20 protein-coding genes and 1 pseudogene are annotated in these 22,095 nt (G+C 70.1%); 11 read left to right on the top strand and 10 right to left on the bottom strand.

Annotation, left to right across the window (positions count from 1 at the left end; genetic code table 11):
- Positions 1–39: 39 nt before the first annotated feature.
- Positions 40–1,326, top strand: coding sequence for an adenylosuccinate synthase (locus ACQPXB_RS48295; protein ID WP_366580324.1), 1,287 nt, complete (start codon positions 40–42; stop codon positions 1,324–1,326).
- Between the two features lie 36 nt (positions 1,327–1,362).
- Here ACQPXB_RS48295 and ACQPXB_RS48290 read toward each other — a convergent pair whose 3' ends face one another.
- The 5 genes from ACQPXB_RS48290 to ACQPXB_RS48270 form a co-directional block, all read right to left on the bottom strand.
- On the bottom strand, positions 1,363–3,003 hold the full coding sequence (locus tag ACQPXB_RS48290; protein ID WP_432848783.1) for a Na+/H+ antiporter: 1,641 nt from the start codon (positions 3,001–3,003) through the stop codon (positions 1,363–1,365).
- Between the two features lie 37 nt (positions 3,004–3,040).
- Entirely contained in the window at positions 3,041–4,501 is a 1,461-nt protein-coding gene (locus tag ACQPXB_RS48285) for an alpha/beta fold hydrolase (protein WP_432848781.1), read from the bottom strand.
- Positions 4,502–4,560: 59 nt separating this feature from the next.
- Entirely contained in the window at positions 4,561–6,105 is a 1,545-nt protein-coding gene (locus ACQPXB_RS48280; RefSeq protein ID WP_432848779.1) for an amino acid permease, read from the bottom strand.
- An 869-nt stretch (positions 6,106–6,974) separates the two neighbouring features.
- Positions 6,975–7,961 (bottom strand): serine hydrolase domain-containing protein, encoded by a 987-nt coding sequence (locus tag ACQPXB_RS48275; RefSeq protein ID WP_432848777.1) that lies wholly within the window; start codon positions 7,959–7,961, stop codon positions 6,975–6,977.
- Between the two features lie 96 nt (positions 7,962–8,057).
- Positions 8,058–9,188, bottom strand: a complete 1,131-nt coding sequence (locus ACQPXB_RS48270) for a glycerophosphodiester phosphodiesterase (protein ID WP_432848775.1) — start codon at positions 9,186–9,188, stop codon at positions 8,058–8,060.
- Positions 9,189–9,515: 327 nt separating this feature from the next.
- Between ACQPXB_RS48270 and purD the strand changes: the two genes are divergently transcribed.
- The 5 genes from purD (at position 9,516) to ACQPXB_RS48245 (ending at position 14,181) form a co-directional block, all read left to right on the top strand.
- Entirely contained in the window at positions 9,516–10,781 is a 1,266-nt protein-coding gene (purD, locus tag ACQPXB_RS48265) for a phosphoribosylamine--glycine ligase (RefSeq protein ID WP_366580335.1), read from the top strand.
- Positions 10,782–10,864: 83 nt separating this feature from the next.
- Positions 10,865–11,254, top strand: coding sequence for a PE domain-containing protein (locus ACQPXB_RS48260; protein WP_220245152.1), 390 nt, complete (start codon positions 10,865–10,867; stop codon positions 11,252–11,254).
- Positions 11,235–11,834, top strand: coding sequence for a DUF3558 domain-containing protein (locus ACQPXB_RS48255; RefSeq protein ID WP_432848773.1), 600 nt, complete (start codon positions 11,235–11,237; stop codon positions 11,832–11,834). The genes ACQPXB_RS48260 and ACQPXB_RS48255 overlap by 20 nt, the downstream gene beginning before the upstream one ends.
- A gap of 8 nt (positions 11,835–11,842) precedes the next feature.
- Positions 11,843–13,426 carry a hypothetical protein gene (locus ACQPXB_RS48250; RefSeq protein ID WP_432848771.1) on the top strand — a complete coding sequence of 528 codons (1,584 nt, stop codon included), beginning with the start codon at positions 11,843–11,845 and terminating at the stop codon, positions 13,424–13,426.
- Positions 13,423–14,181 (top strand): ESX secretion-associated protein EspG, encoded by a 759-nt coding sequence (locus ACQPXB_RS48245; RefSeq protein ID WP_386944256.1) that lies wholly within the window; start codon positions 13,423–13,425, stop codon positions 14,179–14,181. The genes ACQPXB_RS48250 and ACQPXB_RS48245 overlap by 4 nt, the downstream gene beginning before the upstream one ends.
- Here ACQPXB_RS48245 and ACQPXB_RS48240 read toward each other — a convergent pair.
- On the bottom strand, positions 14,176–14,418 hold the full coding sequence (locus tag ACQPXB_RS48240) for a hypothetical protein (protein ID WP_432848770.1): 243 nt from the start codon (positions 14,416–14,418) through the stop codon (positions 14,176–14,178). The two genes, ACQPXB_RS48245 and ACQPXB_RS48240, sit on opposite strands and share 6 nt — an antisense overlap.
- A gap of 427 nt (positions 14,419–14,845) precedes the next feature.
- A pseudogene (locus ACQPXB_RS48235) lies at positions 14,846–15,190 on the bottom strand (serine/threonine-protein kinase); the annotation flags it as partial.
- 160 nt (positions 15,191–15,350) lie between these two features.
- Here ACQPXB_RS48235 and ACQPXB_RS48230 point away from each other — a divergent pair.
- The 5 genes from ACQPXB_RS48230 to ACQPXB_RS48210 all read left to right on the top strand — a co-directional run bounded on the left by ACQPXB_RS48230 (position 15,351) and on the right by ACQPXB_RS48210 (position 19,470).
- The gene (locus ACQPXB_RS48230; protein ID WP_386944260.1) at positions 15,351–15,665 is read left to right on the top strand and encodes a hypothetical protein; all 315 of its coding nucleotides are present in this window, start codon (positions 15,351–15,353) and stop codon (positions 15,663–15,665) included.
- A gap of 31 nt (positions 15,666–15,696) precedes the next feature.
- Positions 15,697–16,821, top strand: a complete 1,125-nt coding sequence (locus tag ACQPXB_RS48225) for a WXG100 family type VII secretion target (RefSeq protein ID WP_386944262.1) — start codon at positions 15,697–15,699, stop codon at positions 16,819–16,821.
- Between the two features lie 97 nt (positions 16,822–16,918).
- Complete coding sequence (locus tag ACQPXB_RS48220) at positions 16,919–18,085, top strand: pyridoxal phosphate-dependent aminotransferase (protein WP_432848767.1); 1,167 nt, start codon at positions 16,919–16,921, stop codon at positions 18,083–18,085.
- Between the two features lie 122 nt (positions 18,086–18,207).
- On the top strand, positions 18,208–18,393 hold the full coding sequence (locus ACQPXB_RS48215; RefSeq protein WP_220245147.1) for a hypothetical protein: 186 nt from the start codon (positions 18,208–18,210) through the stop codon (positions 18,391–18,393).
- A 156-nt stretch (positions 18,394–18,549) separates the two neighbouring features.
- A complete protein-coding gene (locus tag ACQPXB_RS48210; protein WP_432848765.1) occupies positions 18,550–19,470 on the top strand; it encodes an alpha/beta hydrolase in 921 nt (306 codons plus the stop codon).
- Positions 19,471–19,480: 10 nt separating this feature from the next.
- Here the strand turns inward: ACQPXB_RS48210 and ACQPXB_RS48205 are convergent, their stop codons facing one another.
- The 3 genes from ACQPXB_RS48205 to ACQPXB_RS48195 form a co-directional block, all read right to left on the bottom strand.
- On the bottom strand, positions 19,481–20,293 hold the full coding sequence (locus tag ACQPXB_RS48205; RefSeq protein ID WP_432848763.1) for an SAM-dependent methyltransferase: 813 nt from the start codon (positions 20,291–20,293) through the stop codon (positions 19,481–19,483).
- 92 nt (positions 20,294–20,385) lie between these two features.
- A complete protein-coding gene (locus tag ACQPXB_RS48200) occupies positions 20,386–20,964 on the bottom strand; it encodes an HAD family hydrolase (RefSeq protein ID WP_432848761.1) in 579 nt (192 codons plus the stop codon).
- Positions 20,961–21,980, bottom strand: a complete 1,020-nt coding sequence (locus ACQPXB_RS48195) for a threonine aldolase family protein (RefSeq protein WP_432848759.1) — start codon at positions 21,978–21,980, stop codon at positions 20,961–20,963. Before ACQPXB_RS48195 ends, ACQPXB_RS48200 begins: the two co-directional genes overlap by 4 nt.
- Positions 21,981–22,095 lie beyond the last annotated feature (115 nt).

The raw sequence follows: 22,095 nt of genomic DNA, 5'->3' as shown, positions 1-22,095 counted from the left end.
CGGGACACTTTCCCTGTTGCCGAACACCTGGAGTGTCACATGCCGGCGATCGTGCTGATCGGTGCCCAGTGGGGGGACGAAGGCAAGGGCAAGGCGACCGACCTGCTCGGTGACCGTGTGCAGTGGGTCGTCCGCTACCAGGGCGGCAACAACGCCGGCCACACCGTCGTCCTTCCCAACGGCGAGAACTTCGCCCTCCACCTCATCCCGTCCGGGATCCTCACGCCGGGCGTGACCAACGTCATCGGCAACGGTGTGGTGGTCGACCCGGGCGTGCTGCTCGACGAGCTCGCGGGTCTGGAGGAGCGCGGCGTCGACACGAGCGGGCTGCGGATTTCCGCCGACGCGCACTTGATCATGCCGTACCACGTGGCGATCGACAAAGTCACCGAGCGCTACCTGGGCAGCCGCAAGATCGGCACCACCGGCCGGGGCATCGGGCCGTGCTACCAGGACAAGATCGCCCGCGTCGGCGTCCGCGTGCAGGACCTGCTCGACGAGAAGATCTTCCGCCAGAAGGTCGAAGCGGCGCTGGAGTTCAAGAACCAGGTTCTGGTGAAGGTCTACAACCGCAAGGCGCTCGACGCGAACCAGGTCGCCGACGAGGTGCTCGCCGCCGGCGAGAAGTTCGCGCACCGCATCGCCGACACGCGCCTGCAGCTCAACCAGGCGCTCGAACGCGGCGAAACGGTGCTGCTGGAGGGTTCGCAGGGCACGCTGCTCGACGTGGACCACGGCACGTACCCGTTCGTCACGTCGTCGAACCCGACCTCGGGCGGCGCGAGCGCGGGTTCGGGCATCGGCCCGGGCCGCATCACCACCGTGCTGGGCATCCTGAAGGCCTACACCACGCGCGTCGGCTCGGGCCCGTTCCCGACGGAGCTCGACGACGAGTCCGGCGAGTACCTGCGCAAGCAGGGCGGCGAGTTCGGCGTGACCACGGGCCGTTCGCGGCGCACCGGCTGGTTCGACGCCGTGATCGCCCGCTACGCCGTGCGCGTCAACGGGATCACTGACTACTTCCTCACCAAGCTCGACGTGCTGTCGGGCCTGGAGAAGGTGCCGGTGTGCGTCGGCTACGACGTGGACGGCCGCCGCACCCACGACATGCCGATGACGCAGACCGACGTGCACCACGCCGTGCCGGTGTACGAAGAGCTGCCGGGCTGGTTCGAGGACATCTCGGGCTGCCGCACGTTCGACGAGCTGCCGGCCAACGCTCGGTCCTATGTGGAGCGTCTGGAAGAGCTGTCGGGTGCGCGGGTCTCGGCCATCGGCGTGGGGCCGGGCCGCGAGCAGACGATCGTGCGCCACGACTTCGTCTGAGCCGTTTGCCGGCGGGCGTTCCCGGCGGAACGCCCGTCAGCCCATGCCCATCCGGTTGGTGAGGGTGTTGGTGGCGGAGAGCTCTTCGAGGTCCAGCTCGACGAGGACCTTGCGCAGCACCTCGTCGTCGAGGCGCCCGGCGCGGTTCTCCGCGATCATCGCCGCGCGCTGGGTGATCAGCAGCTCGCGCCGGGCCTGGGCGAACTTCGCCTGCGGGCTGGCGCTGCGTTCCTCGCCGGACAGCGTGATCGCGGCTCGCGCGAAGCGGTAGCGGGTGTCGACGAGCCGCTCCAGACGTTCTTCCAGCCGCTTCATGCGGTCCGGCGGCAGGTCCGCCTTGGCCATCGCCGCCTGCGTGATCTCCTTCAGCCGCGCGTGCGCCGCCTTCTGCGCGACCTCCCGCGCGGCCAGCTCCTCGGCCTGGTCGCGGGCGGCCTCGGCCGGGTTCCGGACCTCGAGCCAGCGGATCAGCGGCGGCAAGGTCAGGCCCTGGATCAGCACCGTGCCGACGGCGACGGTGAACGCGAACAGCTGGATCTCCGGGCGCCCCGGCGTCCCGAGCGGCACGGCCGAAGCCGCGGCGAGTGTGACCACGCCGCGCATCCCGGTCCACGACACCACGGCCAGCGCTTGCCACGAAGCCGCGTCGCGCGTCCGTCCGAACAGCCGCAGCGTTCTCGGCAGGTAGCTCGACAGGAACACCGCGGGGATCCGCACGGCCATCGTCACCAGCAGCACGACGACAGCGACGATCGCGAGGGTGCCGTTGTCGCGGGCCGCGCGGTCGGCGCCGTCGAGCACGAACGGCAGCTGCAGGCCCATCAACGCGAACACCAGCGCTTCGAGCAGCACGTCGATCGACGTCCACACGGACCGGTCCTGCATGCGCGTGGCCGGGGACGCGCGCAGCGAGCGCTGGCCGAGGTAGAGGCCGGCCGTGACCACGGCGAGCACGCCCGAACCGCTGAACTCCGAGCCGAACGGGTGCAGGTGCTCGGCCGTCACGTAGGCCGCGAACGGCACGATGATCCCGAACGCCGACTCCAGCAGCGGGTCGTCGAGCCGCGAGCGGATGAACACCACCACGAACCCGGCCACGAGGCCCACGGCGATGCCCAGCACCGTCGCCACCGCGAACACGCCAAGGCCGTGGCCGATCGACCCGGCCATGCCCGCGACGGCGGCGAGCGCGACCTTGTACAGCGTGAGCGCGGCGGCGTCGTTGACCAGGCTTTCGCCGGTCAGCACGGTCATGATCCCGCGCGGCAGGCCGAGCTTGCGCCCGATCGCCACGGCCGTCACGGCGTCCGGCGGTGCCACCACCGCCCCGAGCACCAGCGCCGACGCCCACGGCAGGTCGGGCAGCAGCAGGTGCACCACGAACGCGACGACCACGGCCGTCACCACCACCAGCACGACACCCAGCCCGATGATCGGGCGCAGGTTGGCGCGGAAGTGCGTGAGCGAGCTGTCGAGCGACGTCGAGTAGAGCAGCGGCGGCAGCACCACCGTGAGGATCAGCTCGGGCTCCAGCTCGATCCGTGGCACGCCGGGGATCAGCGCGACCCCCAGCGCGACCACGACGATCAGCAGCGGCGCCGACACGTTGTAGCGCCGGGCGAGCGCGGTCAGGCCGAGCGAGCCGGCGAGGACTCCGACCAGCGTGAGGGTCTCCATGCCCGCATCTTCACCCAGGTTGATCTCGGATGACGGGTCACGGGCACGTCGTGTCGCGTCCGGGCAGGTGATCTTCGAGCAGGAAATCGGTGAGCCGGCCGGCCGTGCACACGTTGGTGAGGTCCACGCCGTGGCCGGCGTCGTCGATCGTGGTCAGCTCCGCGCGGCGGCCGAGGGCTTGGCGCATCTCCAGGGCGCCGGAGGACGCGGTGGAGGGGTCGGCGTGGTTCTGGAGCATCAGGACGTTGCGCGGGCCGTTCGCGGTGATGGGCTGTGGCTGGTGCACGGCGTCGCGCGGCCAGAAGGCGCACGGCCAGATGTCGACGGGCATGCCGTTGGTGAGGGGGTGGACCTGGCGGTCCTGCTGCACGGCGGCGGCGTACGTCGCGGGGTCGCGGGAGACGGGCGCGTCACCGCAGAGGACGGCGTACTGGTCGCTGGCGAAGTTGTCGGGGATCGGCTGGGTGAAGGTGGTGCCGAAGGGCAGGTCCTGGCCGTCGCCGAGGGCCATCAGCGTGGCGATGACGGGGTAGGTCGCCGGCTTCTCGAGGAACGGCGGCAAGGCGACGCGCACGTCGTTGCCGGTGAGGACGCGGCCGCTGTCGAAGGTGCGGGGGTGCGTGTCGAGGGCCGCGGTGATGCGGAAGTAGGCGGCTTCTATCGCGTCCGGGGTGGTGCCGAGGTGGAAGGTGCTGTCGTGGTCGGCGGCCCATTCGGCGAACGGGGGAAACGCCGTTTCCACGGCTTCGCCCTTCAGCCGGATCGCGGCCGTGACGCCGCCCGGCGGAGTGCTGCTGTCGAGCACGATCTTGCCGGTGTTCCGCGGGAACATCGAGGCGTAGACGGCGCCGCGGTAGGTGCCGTAGGACGTGCCGTAGTAGTTCAGCTCGCGCGCGCCGAGGGCTTGGCGGATGCGGTCCATGTCCTGGGCGACGTTCTTCGTGTTGAGGTACGGCAGGTACGCGCCGGCGTTCTTCGCGCAGGTGGCGGCGACGCGGCGGGCGTAGGTGACGTTGGCGCTGATGTCGCCGTCCGGCGCCGGGTACGGGTCGGCGAGAGTGGCGGCGCGGTCGGCGTCGGACAGTCCACAGAGGACCGGAGTCGAGTTGCCGATGCCGCGGTCGTCGAAGCCGATGAGGTCGTACTGGCTCAGCAGTTGCTTGCCGACGGCCGTGGTCGACCACACGCTCGGCTGGTCCAGGCCGGACCCGCCGGGCCCGCCGGGGCCGATGGCCAGTGGCTGGTGTTTCGTGCCGGGGATGCGCGAGATCGTGAGGGTGATGGTTTTCCCGTGCGGGTGGGCGTAGTCGAGCGGGACGGTCAGCGTGGCGCACTGCTGGCGCGGGTCGCGCTGGACGGTGTTGCTCGACGCGTCGGGGGTCGGGGCGGGGCAGGTGCCCCAGGACAGCGGCGGGGTAGCCGCGGCGGCGGGTGCGACGGTGAGCGCGCCGAGGCTCACGGCGGCGAGCGCGAGAGTGGCTGTTCGGTTCGGTTTCACCGTCCCGATCTTCACGGCCGCCGCTGGGTGACACCTCCACCTGCGGGTTGATCCCGGGTCTATCCCAGTTCTTTGAGCTCCCGTTCGACGGCTTCCAGTTCCGCGGCGGATCCCTGCACCTTCGGGCCCGTGAACCATTTGCGCGCCGACACGACCCACCACAGCGCCGCGCCGCCGAGCACGATCAGGAACGCGATCGGCGTGTAGTTGAACGAGTCGACCGTGACGGGTGAGCCCTGCGGCAGCATGAACAGCACGAAGATCACCACGACCCACGCCGTCGCGACGATGCCGATCGCCTTGCCCCAGCGACCGAGGTGCCACGGTCCCTTCTCGAAGCTGTCGCCGCGTCGGACGCGCAGGAACACGGGGATCACGTACGCCACGTAGAGCCCGACGGTCGCGATCGATGTGACCGCCGCGTAGGCCGTGGCGCTCCACAGGTACGGCAGCGCCAGGATCAGCGCGCCGCCCGCGGCCAGCCACACGGCGTTGGTGGGCGTCTGCGTGCGCTTGTTGATGCGGTGCCAGATCTTCGAGCCGGGGATGGCGCCGTCGCGGGCGAACGCGTAGATCATCCGCGAGTTGGCCGTCACCGAGGCCATGCCGCAGAACAGTTGCGCGCCGATGCAGATCAGCAGCAGGAACTTGCCCGTGACCGCGCCGGTGGCGTCGATGAAGATCTGCGCCGGCGGCACCCCCGTGGCCGAGTTGACGGCGCCGTCGTAGTCCTGGATGGCGAACGTGAGCCCGATCAGCAGCACCCACCCTGCGACGAGCGACACGAGGATCGAGTTGATGATCCCGCGCGGCCCGGCCTTCGCGGCGTTCTTGGTTTCCTCGGTCATGTGCGCCGACGCGTCGTAGCCGGTCAGCGTGTACTGCGCCAGCAGCAACCCGAGCGCGAACACGTACACCGACGAGCTCCAGCCCGTCTCGTTCGCGAAGTGCCCGAACACGAACGACGCTTCCTGGTGCTTCGCCGGCACGAACACGAGCACGCCGACGATCACCAGCACCCCGATCAGGTGCCACCACACGCTCACGCTGTTGAGGATCGCCACCACGCGCACGCCGAACGTGTTCAGCGCCCCGTGCACGACCAGGATGATCGCCAGCAGCAGGATCGTGTGCCCCGGCGTCGCGGCATAGCCCCACTGCAGGTCGAGGAACGCGTTCAGGAACAGCGCCGCCCCGAAGTCGATGCCCGCCGTCACGGCGATCTGCCCGATCAGGTTGAACCACCCGGTGAACCACGACCACGCCGGCCCGTTGCGTGTCGCGAGCTTCGCGGCCCAGTAGTACAGACCACCGGCCGTCGGGTAGCTGGAACACACCTCCGCCATGCCGAGCCCCACGAGGATCACGAAGAGACCGACGAGCGGCCACCCCCAGATCATCGCCACGGGCCCGCCGGTCTTCATGCCGAAGCCGTACAGCGTCAGACATCCGGACAGGATCGAGATGATCGTGAACGACACCGCGAAGTTCGAAAACGACGACATCGTGCGCTTCAGCTCCTGCGCATACCCCAGCGCATGCAGCCGCGCACTGTCCTCATCGTGTCGGTCGGGTTCGGCGGTCTGCTGGTCGGAGACATCCATCGGGCACCCACCTGAAAGGTATGTGTACAGACCTTTGAAGTTCCGGAGAAGCTAGCCCGGCCCGTCCGCGGGTGTCAAGGCTCCGTCAAGAACCCCTCCCGCGCGCGGCCGCCATTGGTTCCTCACCGCGACCGTGGGCGCCTGGCCGCGTGACGAGGTGCTCCGCCACAACGCGCCTTCCGCAGCAGGCTGGCGCCCCCATCGCGCGGATTGTGGCAGCCAGCCACAATCCGCGCGCAGCGCGGCGCACCCGACCCGCACCCGGCAATCCGCGTTGGCTAACCGCAACCAACCACGGTTCGCCACGGCCAGCCGCGGTCCGCGGCGGCCAACTTGCAAATCCGTGGCAGGAGCGTGAGGACGACCCGTGGCATGTCGGCGCAGTCCGCGGGCGATCCGCGACTGGCCGGCGCAGCGATCCAGCAGCCGGCGGGTGGCCACCGCAACCAATCCGCAGTTCGCGACTGGCCGCGGTCCCATCTTGCAATTCGAGTCAGCTGCCCGCGGGCAACCCATGGCAGGCCGCCGCAGTCCGCAGGTAACGGTGGCGGGCGGGCGCAGCTATCGCGCAATCCGTGGCAGTGACGGCAATCCGCGGGCAGTCTTCCGAGATCCTCGGGCGGTCTGGCGCAGCCGACCGCGGTTGGTCGCAGCCCGCCGTAATTCGCGGCGACCGACTGCAGCCCGCCGCAACCGACCGGCCGTGATTCGCGGCAACCCGTGGGAAATCGCGAGGGCGGTTATTCGGCCCGGTCGTCCTCCAGCCGCTGGCTTCGCCGCGATCCGCCAGCCGGCCGAGCGCCTCCCGCCGCGATCCGGCCGTCCGCGCGACGGCATGGAACGCACGACCGCGTGCCTGAAGTCCGATGTCAGCCCTTCGCCACCAATTCCCCTCCGAGCCATCGGGTCAACGGCCACGCACCCTCCGAAGTGTTGGAAACAACCGTGAACACCAGGCCGTCGGAGGGGCGCGAGACGCTGCGGAACGAGACGCCGTAGTCGTAGCCCTCCAGCATCACCGTGGTGTCGTCGGGTGGGAGCCAGAAGCCGAGGCCGTAGCAGAGCTGTTCGCGGGTCGAGGTCTCGGCGCTCACCACGGTCGTCATCCGCGAAACCCACTCCGGTGGCACGATCCGGCCGGCGTGAAACGCGGACCAGAACGCCGCGAAGTCGCCGGCGGTCGAGTAGATCCCGCCGTCGCCGCTGCCGACCACGGGCAGGCTGAAGACGTTGGTGCGCCCGTCTTCCAGGTACCCCGTGGCCGCGTCGCCGGGTAGCGCGTCCGAGCGGAGGAACGACGTGTGTGTCATGCCGGCAGGAGCGGCAACGCGCGAAGCGACCAGATCCGCGAAAGGCGTACCCGCAGCCCGTTCCGCCAGCAACGCCAGTACCGCGAACCCGCCGTTGTTGTACGAGAACCGCGATCCCGGCGGAAACCGTTGCGGGAACCCGTCCAGTGCCGGCAAATACGCCGCCGCCGAGGTGAAGGACTGCGGTTGCGCCGGTGGCGAGGCGTCTTCGTCGCAGTAGTCGCCGATGCCCGAGCGGTGGGAGAGCAGGTGTTCCACCGTGACGTCGTCGTCGATCAACGGCAGGTCCGCGCCCAGCAGGGAGCGCACCCGGGTGCCCAGGGTCAGCAACCCCTCGACGATGAGCCGAACCACCACCAAGGCAGTGAAACCCTTGGTACCACTGGCGATCGCGAACCTGGTGTCCACTGTGTTCGGTACGCCGTACCCGCGGTGCGCCGAGCCGTACGCACGCGCGAGCACCGATTCATCACGACGGCTGACCGACACGACCCCGGAAAACCCGGTGTCACGCGCCAGCCGGTCGATCTCCTCCCCAAGAACCATGGCGGCAACTCTAGGAACCGGCACCGACAAAAAACAGCAGGCCCGTCCACCATCGGGTGAACGGGCCTGCGGAAAACCCGGCTACAGAGCCAAAAATCAGTGCCCCAGGAAATCGTGCAGCGACTCCAGTGCCGTGTCCGCCTGGTCGGCGAAGAAGCCGTCGACGCCGGCCTTGAGGAACGCCGCCTCCTCCGCGAACACGTTGCCGAACGCGGTCGGGCTGGCGGAAGAACGCAGGTTCGCCGGCAGGAACGGGTTCTCGTTGCGGAAGGTGTACGGCTGCACCTTGAGACCCACGCGGTGCGCGTCCGCGACCAGCGAGGTCGGCTTGCCCAGGTTGTCCGAAGCGTCGCGCGGGATGATCTGCGCCTTGTCCGGGCCGAGGTACTTCGCGTACTTCGCGACTTCACGCAGCCCCGCCGGCGTCACGATGTCCGCGTACGTGCGCTTGTCACCGGCGGCCACGAAGTCGGCCGGCGCGCCCGAAGCCTCCGTGAGCTGCAGCAGCGGCACCCGCACCTGCTTGTGCAGCTCCTTGAGGTTCGCCACCTCGAACGACTGGATGATCACCGGCGCGTCGGCGCGGTTGAGGCCGTTGCGGTTGAGGAACGCGACGAGCTTCGGCTCGGTCGGGTTGCCGATCGAGGAGAAGTACGTCGAGTGCTTGACCTCGGGGTACGTGCCCAGCGTGCGGTGCAGCTCCTTGCCCAGCCGCCGCGTGAGGTCGATGACCTCCTGGTAGGTCGCGATCTGGAAGCGGCCGTTGTACAGCTGGTTGTTCGGGCGGTTCTCCGGGATCCGCTCCTTCGCGCGCAGCGTCTTGAGCTCCGCGAGCGTGAAGTCCTCGGTGAACCAGCCGGTCATCGACACGCCGTCGATGGTCTTGGTGGTCTTGCGCGAGGCGAACTCCTTGTGGTCCGCCACGTCGGTGGTGCCGCCGATCTCCGGCTCGTGCCGCGCGACGAGCTGGCCGTCCTTGGTCGGCACGAGGTCGACGTCGACGAAGTCCACGCCCATGCGGAACGCGAGCTCGTAGGAGGCGAGCGTGTGCTCCGGGCGGTAGCCGGGCGCGCCCCGGTGTCCGACGATCACGGGGTCATCGTGCCGGTGCGCCGCCGCGCCCGCCACCTGCTGCGGGGCCGCCGTGGCGGGACCGATGGCCAGGCTCGCGACCCCGAGCAGGGCGAGACCGGACAGGGCGAGCACACCCACGCGTTTGCGCTTCATGGGAAAGGGACCCTCTCTCTACCGGGCGCTCCGTCCTCATCTGACGGATTTGCCACACTGCGCCGTTTATTTGCCAATCCGACCACAGTCACGGCGGAAACTGGCGGCAGGAAGGCGGCTGCCAGTCCGGTACCGCCTACTTTCGGCCGGTTTGGCAACGCCCGCCGCCACCCTCACGGCCGCAAGCGTCCGGTGAGCGGCACAGGGCGGACAGACGGCTGACAAACCGGTAAACGGTGCATGGAATCCGCTTCCGGACAGCACGGGACAGGTGCCTCACGGACGGCGAAATGCCCCCGCCGACCCGAGCCCGTTACGCTGGTCGGCGTGCGCGTACTGGTAATCGGGTCCGGCGCCCGGGAGCATGCACTCGTCCTCGCGGTGTCCGGCGATCCCGCCGTCACCGCGCTCGCCTGCGCGCCCGGCAATGCCGGGACGGCCGCGGTCGCCGAGCAGATGGGTGTCGAACCGGCTGATCCCGAAGCGGTCGCTGCCCTGGCGAGCGGGTGGAAGGCCGACCTCGTGGTGGTCGGCCCCGAGGTTCCGCTGGTCGCGGGCGTCGCCGACGCGGTGCGGAAGGCGGGCATCGCCTGCTTCGGACCGTCGGCCACGGCCGCGCGCATCGAGGGCTCGAAGGCCTTCGCCAAGGACGTGATGGCCGCCGCGAACGTCCCCACCGCGCGCAGCGAGGTCGTGGACACTCCGGCCCGCCTCGACGCCGCGCTGCAGCGCTTCGGTCCCACCTGGGTCGTGAAGGACGACGGCCTCGCGGCCGGCAAGGGCGTGGTCGTCACGCAGGACGTCGAGGTCGCGCGCAAGCACGCCCTGATGCTCCTCGACGGCGGGCATCCCGTCCTCTTGGAGTCCTTTTTGGACGGACCAGAGGCTTCGCTGTTCTGCTTCGTCGACGGCCGCACCGTGGTCCCGCTGCTGCCCGCGCAGGACTTCAAGCGCGTCGGAGACGACGACGCCGGCCCGAACACCGGGGGCATGGGCGCCTACGCCCCGCTGCCGTGGGCGCCGGAAGGCCTGGTGGACGACGTGGTCGCCCGCATCGTGCAGCCCGTGGTCGACGAGCTCGACGCGCGCGGCGCCACCTTCTCCGGCCTGCTCTACGCCGGTCTCGCGCTGACGTCCGAGGGCCCGCAGGTCATCGAGTTCAACTGCCGCTTCGGCGACCCGGAGACCCAGGTCGTGCTGGCGCTGCTGCGCACGCCGCTGGCCGGCCTGATGCACGCGACGGCCACCGGCAAGCTCGCGAAGCAGCCGCCGCTGGAGTGGTCGGGCGGCGCGGCCGTGACGGTCGTGATCGCGGCCGACGGCTACCCCGGCAAGCCGCGCACCGGCGACGTGATCACCGGCGGCGAGCTCGAAGGCGTGCTCCACGCGGGCACCCGGCGGCGCGAGGACGGCGCCGTGGTGTCGGCGGGCGGGCGTGTGCTGTCCGTGGTCGGCACGGGCAAGTCGCTCAAGTCGGCGCGCAAGCACGCGTACGAGACGGTGGAGCGCGTGCACCTCGCGGGCTCGCACCACCGCACCGACATCGCGCTCAAGGCGGCCAACGGCGACATCACCATGCCGGTGAACGCCTGAGTTTCCGCCTCCCGATCACCCGGCGGTTGGTAGCCTCGTAGCGGGGCCGAACGGTCACACTCCGTATTACCGAGGGGGAGCGCATGGCGGGAAGCAGTCCGCTGTCCGACCTGGCGTCGTCCGTCCCGGCCGCGCCCGGCGTCGCGGACCTCATCGTGGCGCCGGAGAAGCTGCTGGACGTGGCGAAGGCCGTCGACGAGCAGGCCAACGCACTCGAGGACAAGCTGCTCACGCGCCTGGGCGAGCTGCGCATCGACACGCCTTCGGCCGACGCGGTGAGCGTGAATTCCGTGGCGGCGTGGAACATGATCGTCGCGGAAGGTGATCACTCCTACGCGGCCGAAGCGCGCGCGTACGTCGCCAACCTGCGCCGCCTCGGCGAGCAGCTGCGGGGCGCGGCCCAGACGTACCAGGCGAGCGAAGACGACAAGGCCGCGGCGTTCGGGGACCGTGGTGCGCACGGCATTCACTAGCGCTCTCGTCGCGGCGCTCGCGCTCGGCGCGGCCGGGTGCTCGTCCGGCGATGCCGGCACGGCCGTGCCGGTGCCGACCGCGGTGAGCTCGGCTTCGCAGGCCGCGAAGGCTTCGCAGCTGCCGCCGCGCCCGGCCGACCTCCCGCTCACGGGCGTGGACCCGTGTGACCTGCTGGGCCAGGCGCAGCTCGACGAGCTGCAGGTCAACGCCGTGCCGCGTAAGGCCGCCGATCCGCAAGACGGGCCCACGTGCGTGTTCGACGCGGACAAGACCGAGCCGTTCCACGCCTACCACCTGCGCACCGTTACCGCCGACCTGCACGAGTGGCTCACCGGCGCGCGGCGGAAGAACAGCATGACCACGGCGCCGCTCGCGGTCGAGGGCTACCCGGCGCTCACGAACTACCGCGCGGCCGGCACGCCTTCGGACTGCGAGGTGCTCGTCGGCGTCGCGAAGGGCCAGACGCTGGCGGCGCAAGCGTTTGCGGTTACCGCCGGCGCGTTCACCCAGCAGCAGCTGTGCGACCAGGCGACGCAGGCGGCCGACCTGGCGCTGCAGTACCTCAAGACACGGACCTAGGAGGGCGCGTGGAGATCTCCGACCTCGCGGGCAAGATCCGCGACCAGCGCTTCGACGGCTGGACGGACACGTCCCTCGCCGACGAGATCCGGAAGTTCTCCGACGGCGACGGCATCGGCAGCATCGGCACGGCCGTCGACGCGCTGAAGGCCGTCGCGACCGCGCTCGCCGAGACCGACCAGGCGCTGCGCACGCAGCTGACGCAGCTCGGCGTCGAGTGGCAGAGCCAGGCGGGCGGCGCGGCCGGGCAGGTGTTCACCGACCAGGCCGGGTTCTCCCAGGACGCCATGCGGAAGGTGTCCAACACCGCCGAGCTGCTCTTCGCGCAGGGCGAGGCCTTCAACCGCACCAAGTTCAAGCTGCCCGACCCCGCCACGCTGATGAAGGGCGCCGGCGGCTACACGCTCGGCGACTCCGTGCTGAGCCTGATCGGCTTCGAGACCGACCACGCGACGGCGGTCGACGCGGCGCAGAACGCGCGAAGCCAGGCGCTCGAGGCGTTGAACGCGTACGCGCAGCAGAGCGGCGAGAACCTGTTGGCGTCGGAGCCGCTGAGCCAGCCGCAGTCGCTGTCGATGACGGAGCCGGACGGGCGCAAGAGCGTGCTCGACCTGGCCGGGTCGGCGGTGGACGTGACGCCGGACGGCGGAGTGCGGCCGGCTTCGGCCTCGGTGCAGTCGCGGCACGTGGATCCGCCGGTGGTGCAGCCGGTGGCGAACCGGCTGGCGGTGGATCCGCCGACGCCGGCGTTGGGGATCGCGATGCCTGGTGGGTCGGCCGGGTCCGGTGGATCCGGCGGTTACACGGCGCCGGCTTCGGCTCCGGGGCGGCCGGCTGCGCCTCCGCCTGGGGCGGCCCCCGTTGCTCCTCCGGTTTCGGGTCGGCCTTCGACGCCGCCGCCTGGTTGGGAAATGCCTCGGGGTGGCGGCCGGCCGGACGTGCCTGGACGGCCTGGGTTCGGTGGGCCCGTCCGGGGTGGTGGGCCTGGTTTCGGTCCTGGTTTCGAGGGGCAGCCCGGTGCCGGGCGTGGTCCCGTCGGAGGGCCCGGGCCCGGCTCCGGCAGCGCTGCGCCGGGTGGATCGTCGACCGGGCCTGACGCCGTCCTCGGCCGCGGTCCGGCCGGCGGGACCGGTGGTGGCGACCCGGCGTTGAGCCGGGGCCGGATGGTCGGCAGCGGTCCGCAGTCACCCGTTGTGCCGGAGGAGAGCGTGAGCGGTCCCGCCGCGCCGCCGCGGCCGGATGCGTCGGCCGGCGAGCTCGGCGCGGGTGCCGCGGCGCTCGGCGCGGGCGTGGCCGGCGGTGCCGTGGCCGGTGACCGGGAACGGCCGGGCCGGGGTTTCGGTGGTGCGCCGTCGAAGGGACCCGTGCGTCCGCTGCCGGTGGGCGAGCTGCCGGAGGAAGAGGCGATCGCGCTGCGCAAGACCGAGCAGATCGAGCCCAAGCAGCCTTCGGGCGACGCGAAGTTCCTCGCCCCCGCGGCCACGCAGAACGAGGACGACGCCGACCACGTGCGCCGCTTCGGCGTCGACGACAAGGACCTCTTCACCGACCCCCGCCTGGTCTCCGACGACGTGATCGGCGACGACGCGTGAACCTCGTGCTCTCGACGCTCGAGTTCGACGTCCTGTGGGAGTCGCTCGAGCTGGGCCGCCGTCCCGCCGCGCTCGGCGTGCCCTCGCCGGGCCGCACGCATTCCGAACGCGCTGAGTTGATCGACCAGGCGTGGGCGGGACTTTCGCGCCGCCGCCTCGCGCGCGGGCGCCGCGCGTCAGGCGAGCTGTTCGACCAGCTGCACCTGCTGTCGCGCCCGCAGTCCGCCCTCGACGTCTGGGTCTGGGCCGACCGCGAGATCCACGGGCGCGCCGTCAGCCGCGGCAGCCAGGCCGTGCTCGCCGTCGTCGACCGCGACGAGGTCTGGCTCATCCCCGCCGACGAGGGCGCGCTGGCCGAAGCCGCCGTCCCCGTCGCCGGCGACCTCTCCGCGGGCCTCGGCCAGAGCGTCTCGGTGCCCCACGCCACCCTCGTCGCCGCCGACGCCGAAGCCGGCGGCGACCCGAAAGCACTGGTCACCGCCCTCGAGGATCGCGGCCTCGCCCTGTGGGAAGCCCAGGAACTCGCCGGCATGCTGCTCGGCCAGGAAGCCCGCGGCCAGTTCACCGCCGAACGCACCCTCCGCGACGGCACGATCCGCCGCTCGCCCCACCCCACCGCCTTCTTCGACACCGACGCGGGCCGCTACCTTTTCCAACTCACCGACGACCCCGACGGCCACACCTGGGCCACCATCACCCCGGCGGACAACGCGGTGCTGGTGGAACGGGTACGGGAGCTGCAATCCGCGTTATGAGGCCTTCTTGATGTTCGCCGAGACCACTTCGGCGAACTTGCGCGTGGTGTCACAAGTCGGCCCCGAGGGCGTCGTGTCCTCGGGCCCGATCACCACGATTTCGTCCCACCAGCCGGCTTCGTGCTGCGGGTAGGTCCATTCGACCGTGCACCCTGCTTGGTCGGCCTCGTAGTACACCTGGATGTCACCGACTTGGGTGCGCTGTGGATTGGAGATACCAGCACCGGGCTGCGTCACGCGGTCGACTGAGATGTCAAAGAGCTTGTTGCCCTGCCAATAACACCGGTGGATACCTTGGACCTCGGTCCGCAAGTTGTCTTGGACGGCTTCTTCGAGCGGCTGCCTGAGCTTGGGTGAACAAAGATCGGCGTCGACCAGGCTGCCCGGTGGAAACGGATACGTCGGTCAAGGTGCACCCGATGGCGTCTTGGCTTTGGTGGCGTTGAACGAGCCGACGTTCGTGCGGTCCCCGGCTTGAACCCGCGAGCGACGCACCGAGAGAAATGTTGAGGCTCGACACCTCGGCGTAAGTCGGGGTCTTTTCGAGGTAAAAATCGCATTGCTCAAAGGGCTCTGAGGTGAGGGCTTGAGGATCGGCCCTGTCTTCGGCAGCGAATCGCGGGTCAGCAGTTGGCACGGGTCCACGCGACGGAGCGCAGCGAGATCGCACCGATTGCACCGGGAGCGGGCCGACGGCGTCGATCGCCTGTCGCAGCGACGGGCCGGCCACGAACACCGACGCGAGCCACGGCAGGTCGGCGTCGGGATCGGCGTCCATCACCGCGGCCGTGTACGCGCCGGACACCATCCGCGACGTCTGAACCTCTCGCCGGAACCGCGAGCGGAACCCGGGATCGTGCGCGAACCCGGGATGAACCTGCTTGACCGCGGCAAGCCGACCGTCCTGCGACACCCCCAGCGCGACGCGGCCCATTCCCCCTTCGCCGAGGGAAGCGACAAGACGATAGCGCCCGACTTGTCGTACTTCGCCCGGATTCAATGGCTTCACTTCTGCTCTTACCTCCCCGATGATCATGCTAGTGCGGTGCACGCGGGTGGAAGTTCCGGAGATCCACACCGGCGGTGTGGCCGAGGTCTTAAAGTGAGCGGGAACCGGCCTGGTCAGGTGCGCGTCTGATCGGACGGGAAGCGGAAGGGGATGACGCACGGTGCCTGTTTACGACCCGGACTCCATGGCCATCGTGGCCAAGAAGGTCGAGCAGCTGAAGGACGAGTTCGAGAAGTCCCGGCAGCACCTCACCGGAGTCGACGACGAACCTGAAAGTCCTTTCGGAACAATGGGGGGTTCGAAGGACGTGCACGGTGCCGTCGGTCAGTTCAAGCAGGGTGTGCACGGTGAATTCGAGGCCGCCGGGAAACTGATGGAGGCGACCGGCTTCATTCTCCGCAAGGCCGCCGGCCTGATGGCGGAGACCGATGCCGTGGCCAAGAGCGACCTGACCGTTCACGAAGACCGGAACTGAGGCTGGGACGCATGCGTGAGGGGGCAGCAGGGTGGCGTTGATCGACTTTCCGCCCAACTGGCAGACGGTGACGCAGAAGGCGTCGAAGGTCGACGGGATCAAGCCCGAGGCGATCGAGAAGGCGGCGCAGCAGTTCAAGGACGCCGCGCAGCAGGCGGGTGACCACAGCGCCGCGCTGAAGTCGTCGACCGATTCGCTGGCGAGTGGCGTGTGGAAGGGCGACGCGGCCGATTCGTTCGTCGCGTACGTCCGGCAGATCACCACCGCGGGTGACAAGGTGCAGGGCCACCTCACCGACGTCGGCAACGACCTCAGTCAGCTGTCGTCGAACTTGAGCACCCTCAAGGGCAAGGTCGTCACCGCCAGGGATCAGGCGCACACGGCGATCCAGAACCGCATCAACACCGAAACGCCCAAGGTGCAGGCCGCGCAGAAGGCCGAAGCCGACTACGCGAACTCGGACAAGAAGGGCGCGGCGCCGAGCCCGACTTCGCAGTCGATCATCGACGCGGCGAACGCGGCGAACCTCAAGGACGCCACGGCCGCGGAGCAGACCATCGACCCGCTGCTGACCCAGGCGGACGGCATGGTCAAGAGTTCGCAGCAGTTGATGCAGACGCAGATCGAGGGCGGCTACTCGAAGGTTCCCCTCCCCGGTAAGGACGGCACCGTCCCCCAGAGCACCGGCGGTCTCCACACCAGCTCCCACCACGGCGGTGGCGGCGGAGGAGGCGGCGGCGGTGGCGGTGGGGGTGGCGGCCTCGGACCCAGCGGCGGCCCGCCCGGGTCCCCGCCGCCGGGCAACGTGCAGGAGTGGATCGACGAGGCCATCAAGATCCTGCAGGCCAACGGTGTGAACGTCACGGAAGCCGACGTCAAGAACATCTGGGCGATCATCCAGCACGAATCGGGCGGTAACCCCAACGCGATCAACAACTGGGATTCCAATGCTGCCGCCGGGCACCCTTCCAAGGGTCTGATGCAGTGCATCGACTCGACGTTCCAGGCGCACAAGCTGCCGGGGCACGACAACATCTACAACCCGGTCGACAACATCATCGCGGGTGTGCGGTATTCGCTCGATCGGTACGGCTCGATGAGCAACGTGCCGGGCATCGCCGCGATGGCGCACGGCGGCGCGTACCGCGGGTACTGAGCAGGGCAGCAAGGCACGACAGCACAGCAAGACAACCGAAGCGCGGCTCGTGAGCGGCAACCGTTGCTCACGAGCCGTGCCCGGTTAGCCTGGCGGCATGGTCGACATCGGTGCTTTCGGTGGGCCCGCGCTGCGGGCCGGCGTTCCCCCGTTCCACGTGATGGACGTGCTGTCCGCGGCGCAGGCGAGGCAGCGCAGTCACGGGGACCTGGTGTCGCTGGCGGCGGGGCAGCCGTCGGCGCCTGCGCCGGAGGCGGTGCGGCGGGCGGCGAAAGAGGCGCTGGACAAGTACACGCTCGGCTACACCGAGCAGCTCGGCATCCCGGAGCTGCGTGAGGCCGTCGCAGGGCATTACCGCAGTACGTACGACGTGGATGTCAGCGCGCAGGACGTGGTGATGACCACCGGTTCGTCCGGGGGCTTCCTGCTGAGCTTCCTCAGCGTGTTCGACCCCGGGGCGCGGGTGGCGATGGCGCGGCCCGGTTACCCGGCGTACCGGAACCTGCTCAAGGTGCTCGGCTGCGAGGTCGTGGAGTTCGCAACGACCGCGGAGACCAACTTCCAGCCCACCGTCGACCTGCTGGACGAGCTGGGGCCGCTGGACGGCCTCATCGTGGCGAGCCCCAGCAACCCGACGGGCACGGTCCTGCCGCCCGGGGAGCTGGCGGCCATCTCGGGCTGGTGCGCGTCCCACGGGGTGCAGCTGATCAGTGACGAGATCTACCACGGCATCTCCTACGAAAAGCAGCTCGACTGCGCGTGGCAGTACGGCCGCGAAGCGCTCGTGCTGGGCTCGTTCTCGAAGTACTTCGCGATGACGGGCTGGCGGCTGGGCTGGATGCTCGTGCCGCAGCGGTTGCACCGGGCCGTGGACGTGCTCACGGGCAACTTCACGATCTGCCCGCCCGCGATCGCGCAGCACGCGGCCGTCGCGGCGTTCACGCCGGAGTCGTATGCGGAGGCCGACGCGCACGTGGAGCACTACCGGCGCAACCGCGATCGGCTGTTCGCGGGGCTCAAGAAAATCGGTCTCGACAAGCTCGCCCCCGCCGAAGGGGCCTTCTACGCGTACGCCGACGTCTCCGCCTACACCACCGACAGCCTCAGCTGGTGCCAGCGCCTGCTCGCCGACACCGGGGTCGCGATCGCGCCGGGCGTGGACTTCGACCCGGTCGACGGCGGGAAGTTCGTGCGGTTCTCGTTCGCCGGGGCCACCGAGGACGTCGACGAAGGCGTCCGCCGCCTGGGGGAATGGCTCAGGTGAACCGGTCAGGGGGAACCCCGATATCCCCCTGAACGTTGGCTGGACGGAGAGAGTTTTCGCGCCGCGGGTGGCACGCTGGACAGCACCGGGCCGGCGTGGCGCGGAAACGTCATGGAGGAGCCATGTTCTGGAAGATCGTCGGAGGGCTCATCGTCGCCTGGATCGCCTTCATGGTCCTCGGCGCGGTGATCGGCTTCGTGTTCAAGGCCGTGCTGTGGATCGCGATCATCGGCGGCGTGGTGTTCCTGGGCACCGCGGCCTACGGCGCGATCAGCGGCAAGAAGGACGCGAAGCGCATCGGGCGCTGATCACTCGGGCTTCAGGGGGACGCGACCTTCGGTGCGGCGACCGGCCACGACGGCTGGGCGCCGCATCGACGTTTTCGCACCCTGACCTGATCCTCATCGCTTCCTCACATCGGTCCGCCACCGTGGAGCGCGTACCGCTCCGCCGAGGAAGGACCGATGACCACCACTCGAACCGCCGGGTCACTACTCGTTCTGCTGTGTGCACTCGCCGTCACGGCGTGCTCGGCCAACTCCAACGCCGCCGCCAACCCCAACGCCACCGCCCCTGACCAGCCGGAACAGCAGACCTCGACGCGGCAGACCTCCACAAAACCACCGGAGACCCAGCGGCCGCCCGCCACCCCGCCGCGGCCGTACGAGGTCACCGTGCCGGAGCGTACGCGCAAGACCGCGTCGGGTTTCCCCGTCAACACCTGCGTGCCCGACCGGCTCGATCCGCAGGTGCTCAGCCTGACCACGTCGGACGGCTTCCACCTGCCGGCGATCGAGCTCGGCTCCGGTGACCGCGGGATCCTCCTCGACCACGAGTCCGGCTACTACATCTGTTCCTGGCTGGACACCGCCGAGAAGCTCGCGGCCAAGGGTTACCACGTGATGGTGTTCGAGTACCGCGGCCATGGCGCGGCGCAGAAGAACGACGGCTCCGTAACCGGCAATTTCGACACCGACACCAGCGCAGCCCTCGCCGAGCTGCACCGGCGCGGCGCGAAGTCGATGCTGCTGGGCGGCGCCTCGTGCGGCGGCAGCTCGGCCGCCCGGCTCGCGGCCAAGGAACCGCAGTTGGTGGGCCTGCTGATCCTGTCCTCGCCCAGCAACTGCGGCGGCGACTCGGTGGCGGCCATCCGCACGGTCACCAAGCCGGCGTTCTTCGCCGTCGAGCCGGACGACTACAGCGGCAACATGATCGGCGAGGTGAAGAAGCTGTACGAAGCGTCCGGGGCGCCGCCGGCCGACAAGCACCTGGAGATCCTGCCCGGCGGAACCCACGGCACCGACATGTTGCGCGACCCCAAAACCCAGGACCGGCTGGAAAAGCTGATCTTCGACTTCGTCGACTCGTGTTTCCGGCGGAACTGACCACAGTGGACTAAGGAACTCGCGCGACCCCGGCCAGCGTCGTGAAGTTCGTCGGTGTGAGCGGGGCCAGACGCGGGCCGCCCGGCCACCACAGGTGGGGGTACGTCAGGCCAGGCGGCAGGATCTCGAGCCCGGTGAAGAGCGACGCGATCTCCTCGCGCGTGCGGTAGAGCGTGTCGAGGCCGGCGGTGGCGAAGCGGGATTCCAGAGACGTCGCCAGCTCGGCGGCCGCGCTGCCGTCCGCGGGGTTGTACTGGTGCAGCAGCACGACGTACGAGCCGGGCGCGAGCGCGTCGACGTACGCCTTCACCACCGCACGCGCCACGGCGAAGTCGGGGATGTGGTGCACCACCGCGCACAGGATGAGGCCCAGCGGACGCTCGAAGTCCAGGTGGGCCGTCACGTCCGGGTGCGCCAGCGTGCGCTCGGGGTCGAGCAGATCGGCGCCGACCATGTGCGTGTAGTCGTTCTCCGCCAGCAGCGCGCGGCCGTGGGCCTGCACCACCGGGTCGTGGTCGACGTACACCACGTGCGCCTCGGGGTTCACGCGCTGCGCGACCTGGTGCGTGTTCTCCACCGTCGGGAAACCCGAGCCGAGGTCGAGGAACTGGTCCACGCCCAGGCGGTCGGTGAGCATCCGCACCGCGCGCACCAGCCACTGCCGCACTTCCTGCGCCATCGTCTGCGCCGCCGGCGCGAGCTCCAGGATCTGGTGCAGCACGGCGCGGTCGGCGGCGTAGTGGTCCCGGCCGCCCATCAGGGCGTCGTACACCCGCGCGTTGCTCGGCCGGTCGAAGTCGACCGGCGCGAGGTGGTCGGCCACAGGGCACCTACCGGGGAAGATCCGTCGGGACGCGCACAGCTTAGGTGATCGGGTTCACGCCGGGTGGGCGGCCGGGTCGCGAGGGTGCGGCCTCAGTCGAGCGCGGCGCGGGCGGCCTCGGCGCCGTCCCACAGCTGTGCCCGGATGCCGACGGCGCGCGCTCCCTCCACATTGGACTCGCGGTCGTCGAAGAACAGGCACTCCTCCGGCTTCGCGTCGAGCTTTTCCAGTAGCAGGTGGAAAATCTCGGGGTCGGGCTTCGCGAGTTTCACGTCACCCGAGAACAGCGTGACGCGGAACAGCTTCGCCCACTCCTGCTCGCGCACCCAGTTGCCGAAGGACGAAGGCGCGTTGGACAGCAGCGCCAGCGCGGCCCCGGCTTCCGACAGCGCTTCGAGCAGCTCCAGCGACGACGGTGCCAGGTTCGACCAGCCCGCGACGTCGATGGCGGTGAGCTCCTCCGACATCGTGTCGTCGACTCGTACGCCCACGCGGTCGCCGATCGACGTCCAGTACTCGAGGTCACTCGAACCGCGGTCGTACGCCTCGCGCACCGCCCAGTAGACGGGCTCGAACTCCTCGGCGGGCACGCCCATCGTGGCGGCGAGCTTCGGCAACGCGGTGGTGCGCGTGCAGAGGACCTCGCCGTAGTCGAAGACGATCCAGTTCATCGCGAGGCCGCCTTGATGCGCTGCAGCGCGTCTTCGACGGCGGTGGGTTCGAGGTCGCGGTGCAGCACGAAGCGCACCTTGCCGGCCATCGGCAGCGCCTGGATGCCGAGCGAGCCGAGCCACTCCAGGGCCACGGCGCGGTCGGGGACCTCGGCGAGCACGATGTTGGTGTCCGGCGTGGCGACGCCCCAGCCGTGCTCGGCCAGGCCCGCGGCCAGGCGCCGGGCGTGCTCGTGGGTCTCGGCCAGCTCGCCGACGTTGTCCAGCGCGACCAGGCAGGCCGCGGCGAGAACACCGCCCTGGCGCACGCCGCCGCCGAGCATCTGGCGCATCCGGCGCGCCCGCTCCACGAACTCGACGCTGCCCGCGACGACCGAGCCGACCGGCGCGCCGAGGCCCTTGCTGAAACACGCGCTCACGCTGTCGACACCGACGGTCAGCGCCGCAGGCGGCACCCCCAACGCGACCGATGCGTGCCAGATGCGCGCGCCGTCGAGGTGGACGTTGAGCCCGGCCTCCTTCGCGACGGCCACGAGCTGCGCGTGCTCCTCGGGCGGGGTGACGGCGCCGCCGGCCGCGTTGTGCGTGTTCTCCAGGCAGAGCAGCGTGGTGCGCAGTGTGAAATACGGACCGGGGTTGCCGATGGAGGCGCGCAGCAGGTCGGGCGTGGGGCGGCCGGGGCCGGCGTCGTGCTCCAGGATGTCGGGCATGCCGCCGGCGAGCCACGCGGCGGAGCCGAGCTCGTTGGTGAGCACGTGGGCGCCGCGCGTCGCGAGGAAGCGGTCGCCGCGCTGGAGGTGCACGGACAGGGCGATGAGGTTCGCCATGGTCCCGCTGGGCGTCCACAGCGCGGCGGGCATGCCGAGCGTCTCGGCGGCGCGCTCTTCGAGCCGGGCGATGGTCGGGTCGATGCCGATCACGTTGTCGTCGACCTCGGCCTCGGCCATGGCGGCCCGCATGCGCCGATCCGGGCGGGTGACGGTGTCGGAGCGGAAATCGAGCGGAGTCGAGGTCACGCCGCGATCACATCACACCGCCACCCGCGCGATCAATGCGGCGGGGGGTGGAGGGAATCGGCGGTCTCGTGCAACCGTGGACGCCCCCGGTTCCGTCATTGAGGACGGATGAGCA

Origin of the sequence: Amycolatopsis sp. CA-161197 (genome assembly GCF_050942255.1) — a bacterium.
Taxonomy (GTDB): Bacteria; Actinomycetota; Actinomycetes; order Mycobacteriales; family Pseudonocardiaceae; genus Amycolatopsis.
This window is presented reverse-complemented; position numbering and strand designations above follow the sequence as displayed.

What these genes read in the sequence shown, in the direction of transcription:
- ACQPXB_RS48295 (WP_366580324.1), top strand. Translation starts at nt 40, where the DNA reads ATGCCGGCGATCGTGCTGATCGGTGCCCAGTGGGGGGACGAAGGCAAG.
- ACQPXB_RS48280 (WP_432848779.1), bottom strand. Translation starts at nt 6,105, where the DNA reads ATGGATGTCTCCGACCAGCAGACCGCCGAACCCGACCGACACGATGAG.
- ACQPXB_RS48260 (WP_220245152.1), top strand. Translation starts at nt 10,865, where the DNA reads ATGGCGGGAAGCAGTCCGCTGTCCGACCTGGCGTCGTCCGTCCCGGCC.
- ACQPXB_RS48210 (WP_432848765.1), top strand. Translation starts at nt 18,550, where the DNA reads ATGACCACCACTCGAACCGCCGGGTCACTACTCGTTCTGCTGTGTGCA.
- ACQPXB_RS48200 (WP_432848761.1), bottom strand. Translation starts at nt 20,964, where the DNA reads ATGAACTGGATCGTCTTCGACTACGGCGAGGTCCTCTGCACGCGCACC.
- ACQPXB_RS48215 (WP_220245147.1), top strand. Translation starts at nt 18,208, where the DNA reads ATGTTCTGGAAGATCGTCGGAGGGCTCATCGTCGCCTGGATCGCCTTC.
- ACQPXB_RS48270 (WP_432848775.1), bottom strand. Translation starts at nt 9,188, where the DNA reads ATGAAGCGCAAACGCGTGGGTGTGCTCGCCCTGTCCGGTCTCGCCCTG.
- ACQPXB_RS48275 (WP_432848777.1), bottom strand. Translation starts at nt 7,961, where the DNA reads ATGGTTCTTGGGGAGGAGATCGACCGGCTGGCGCGTGACACCGGGTTT.
- ACQPXB_RS48220 (WP_432848767.1), top strand. Translation starts at nt 16,919, where the DNA reads ATGGTCGACATCGGTGCTTTCGGTGGGCCCGCGCTGCGGGCCGGCGTT.
- ACQPXB_RS48290 (WP_432848783.1), bottom strand. Translation starts at nt 3,003, where the DNA reads ATGGAGACCCTCACGCTGGTCGGAGTCCTCGCCGGCTCGCTCGGCCTG.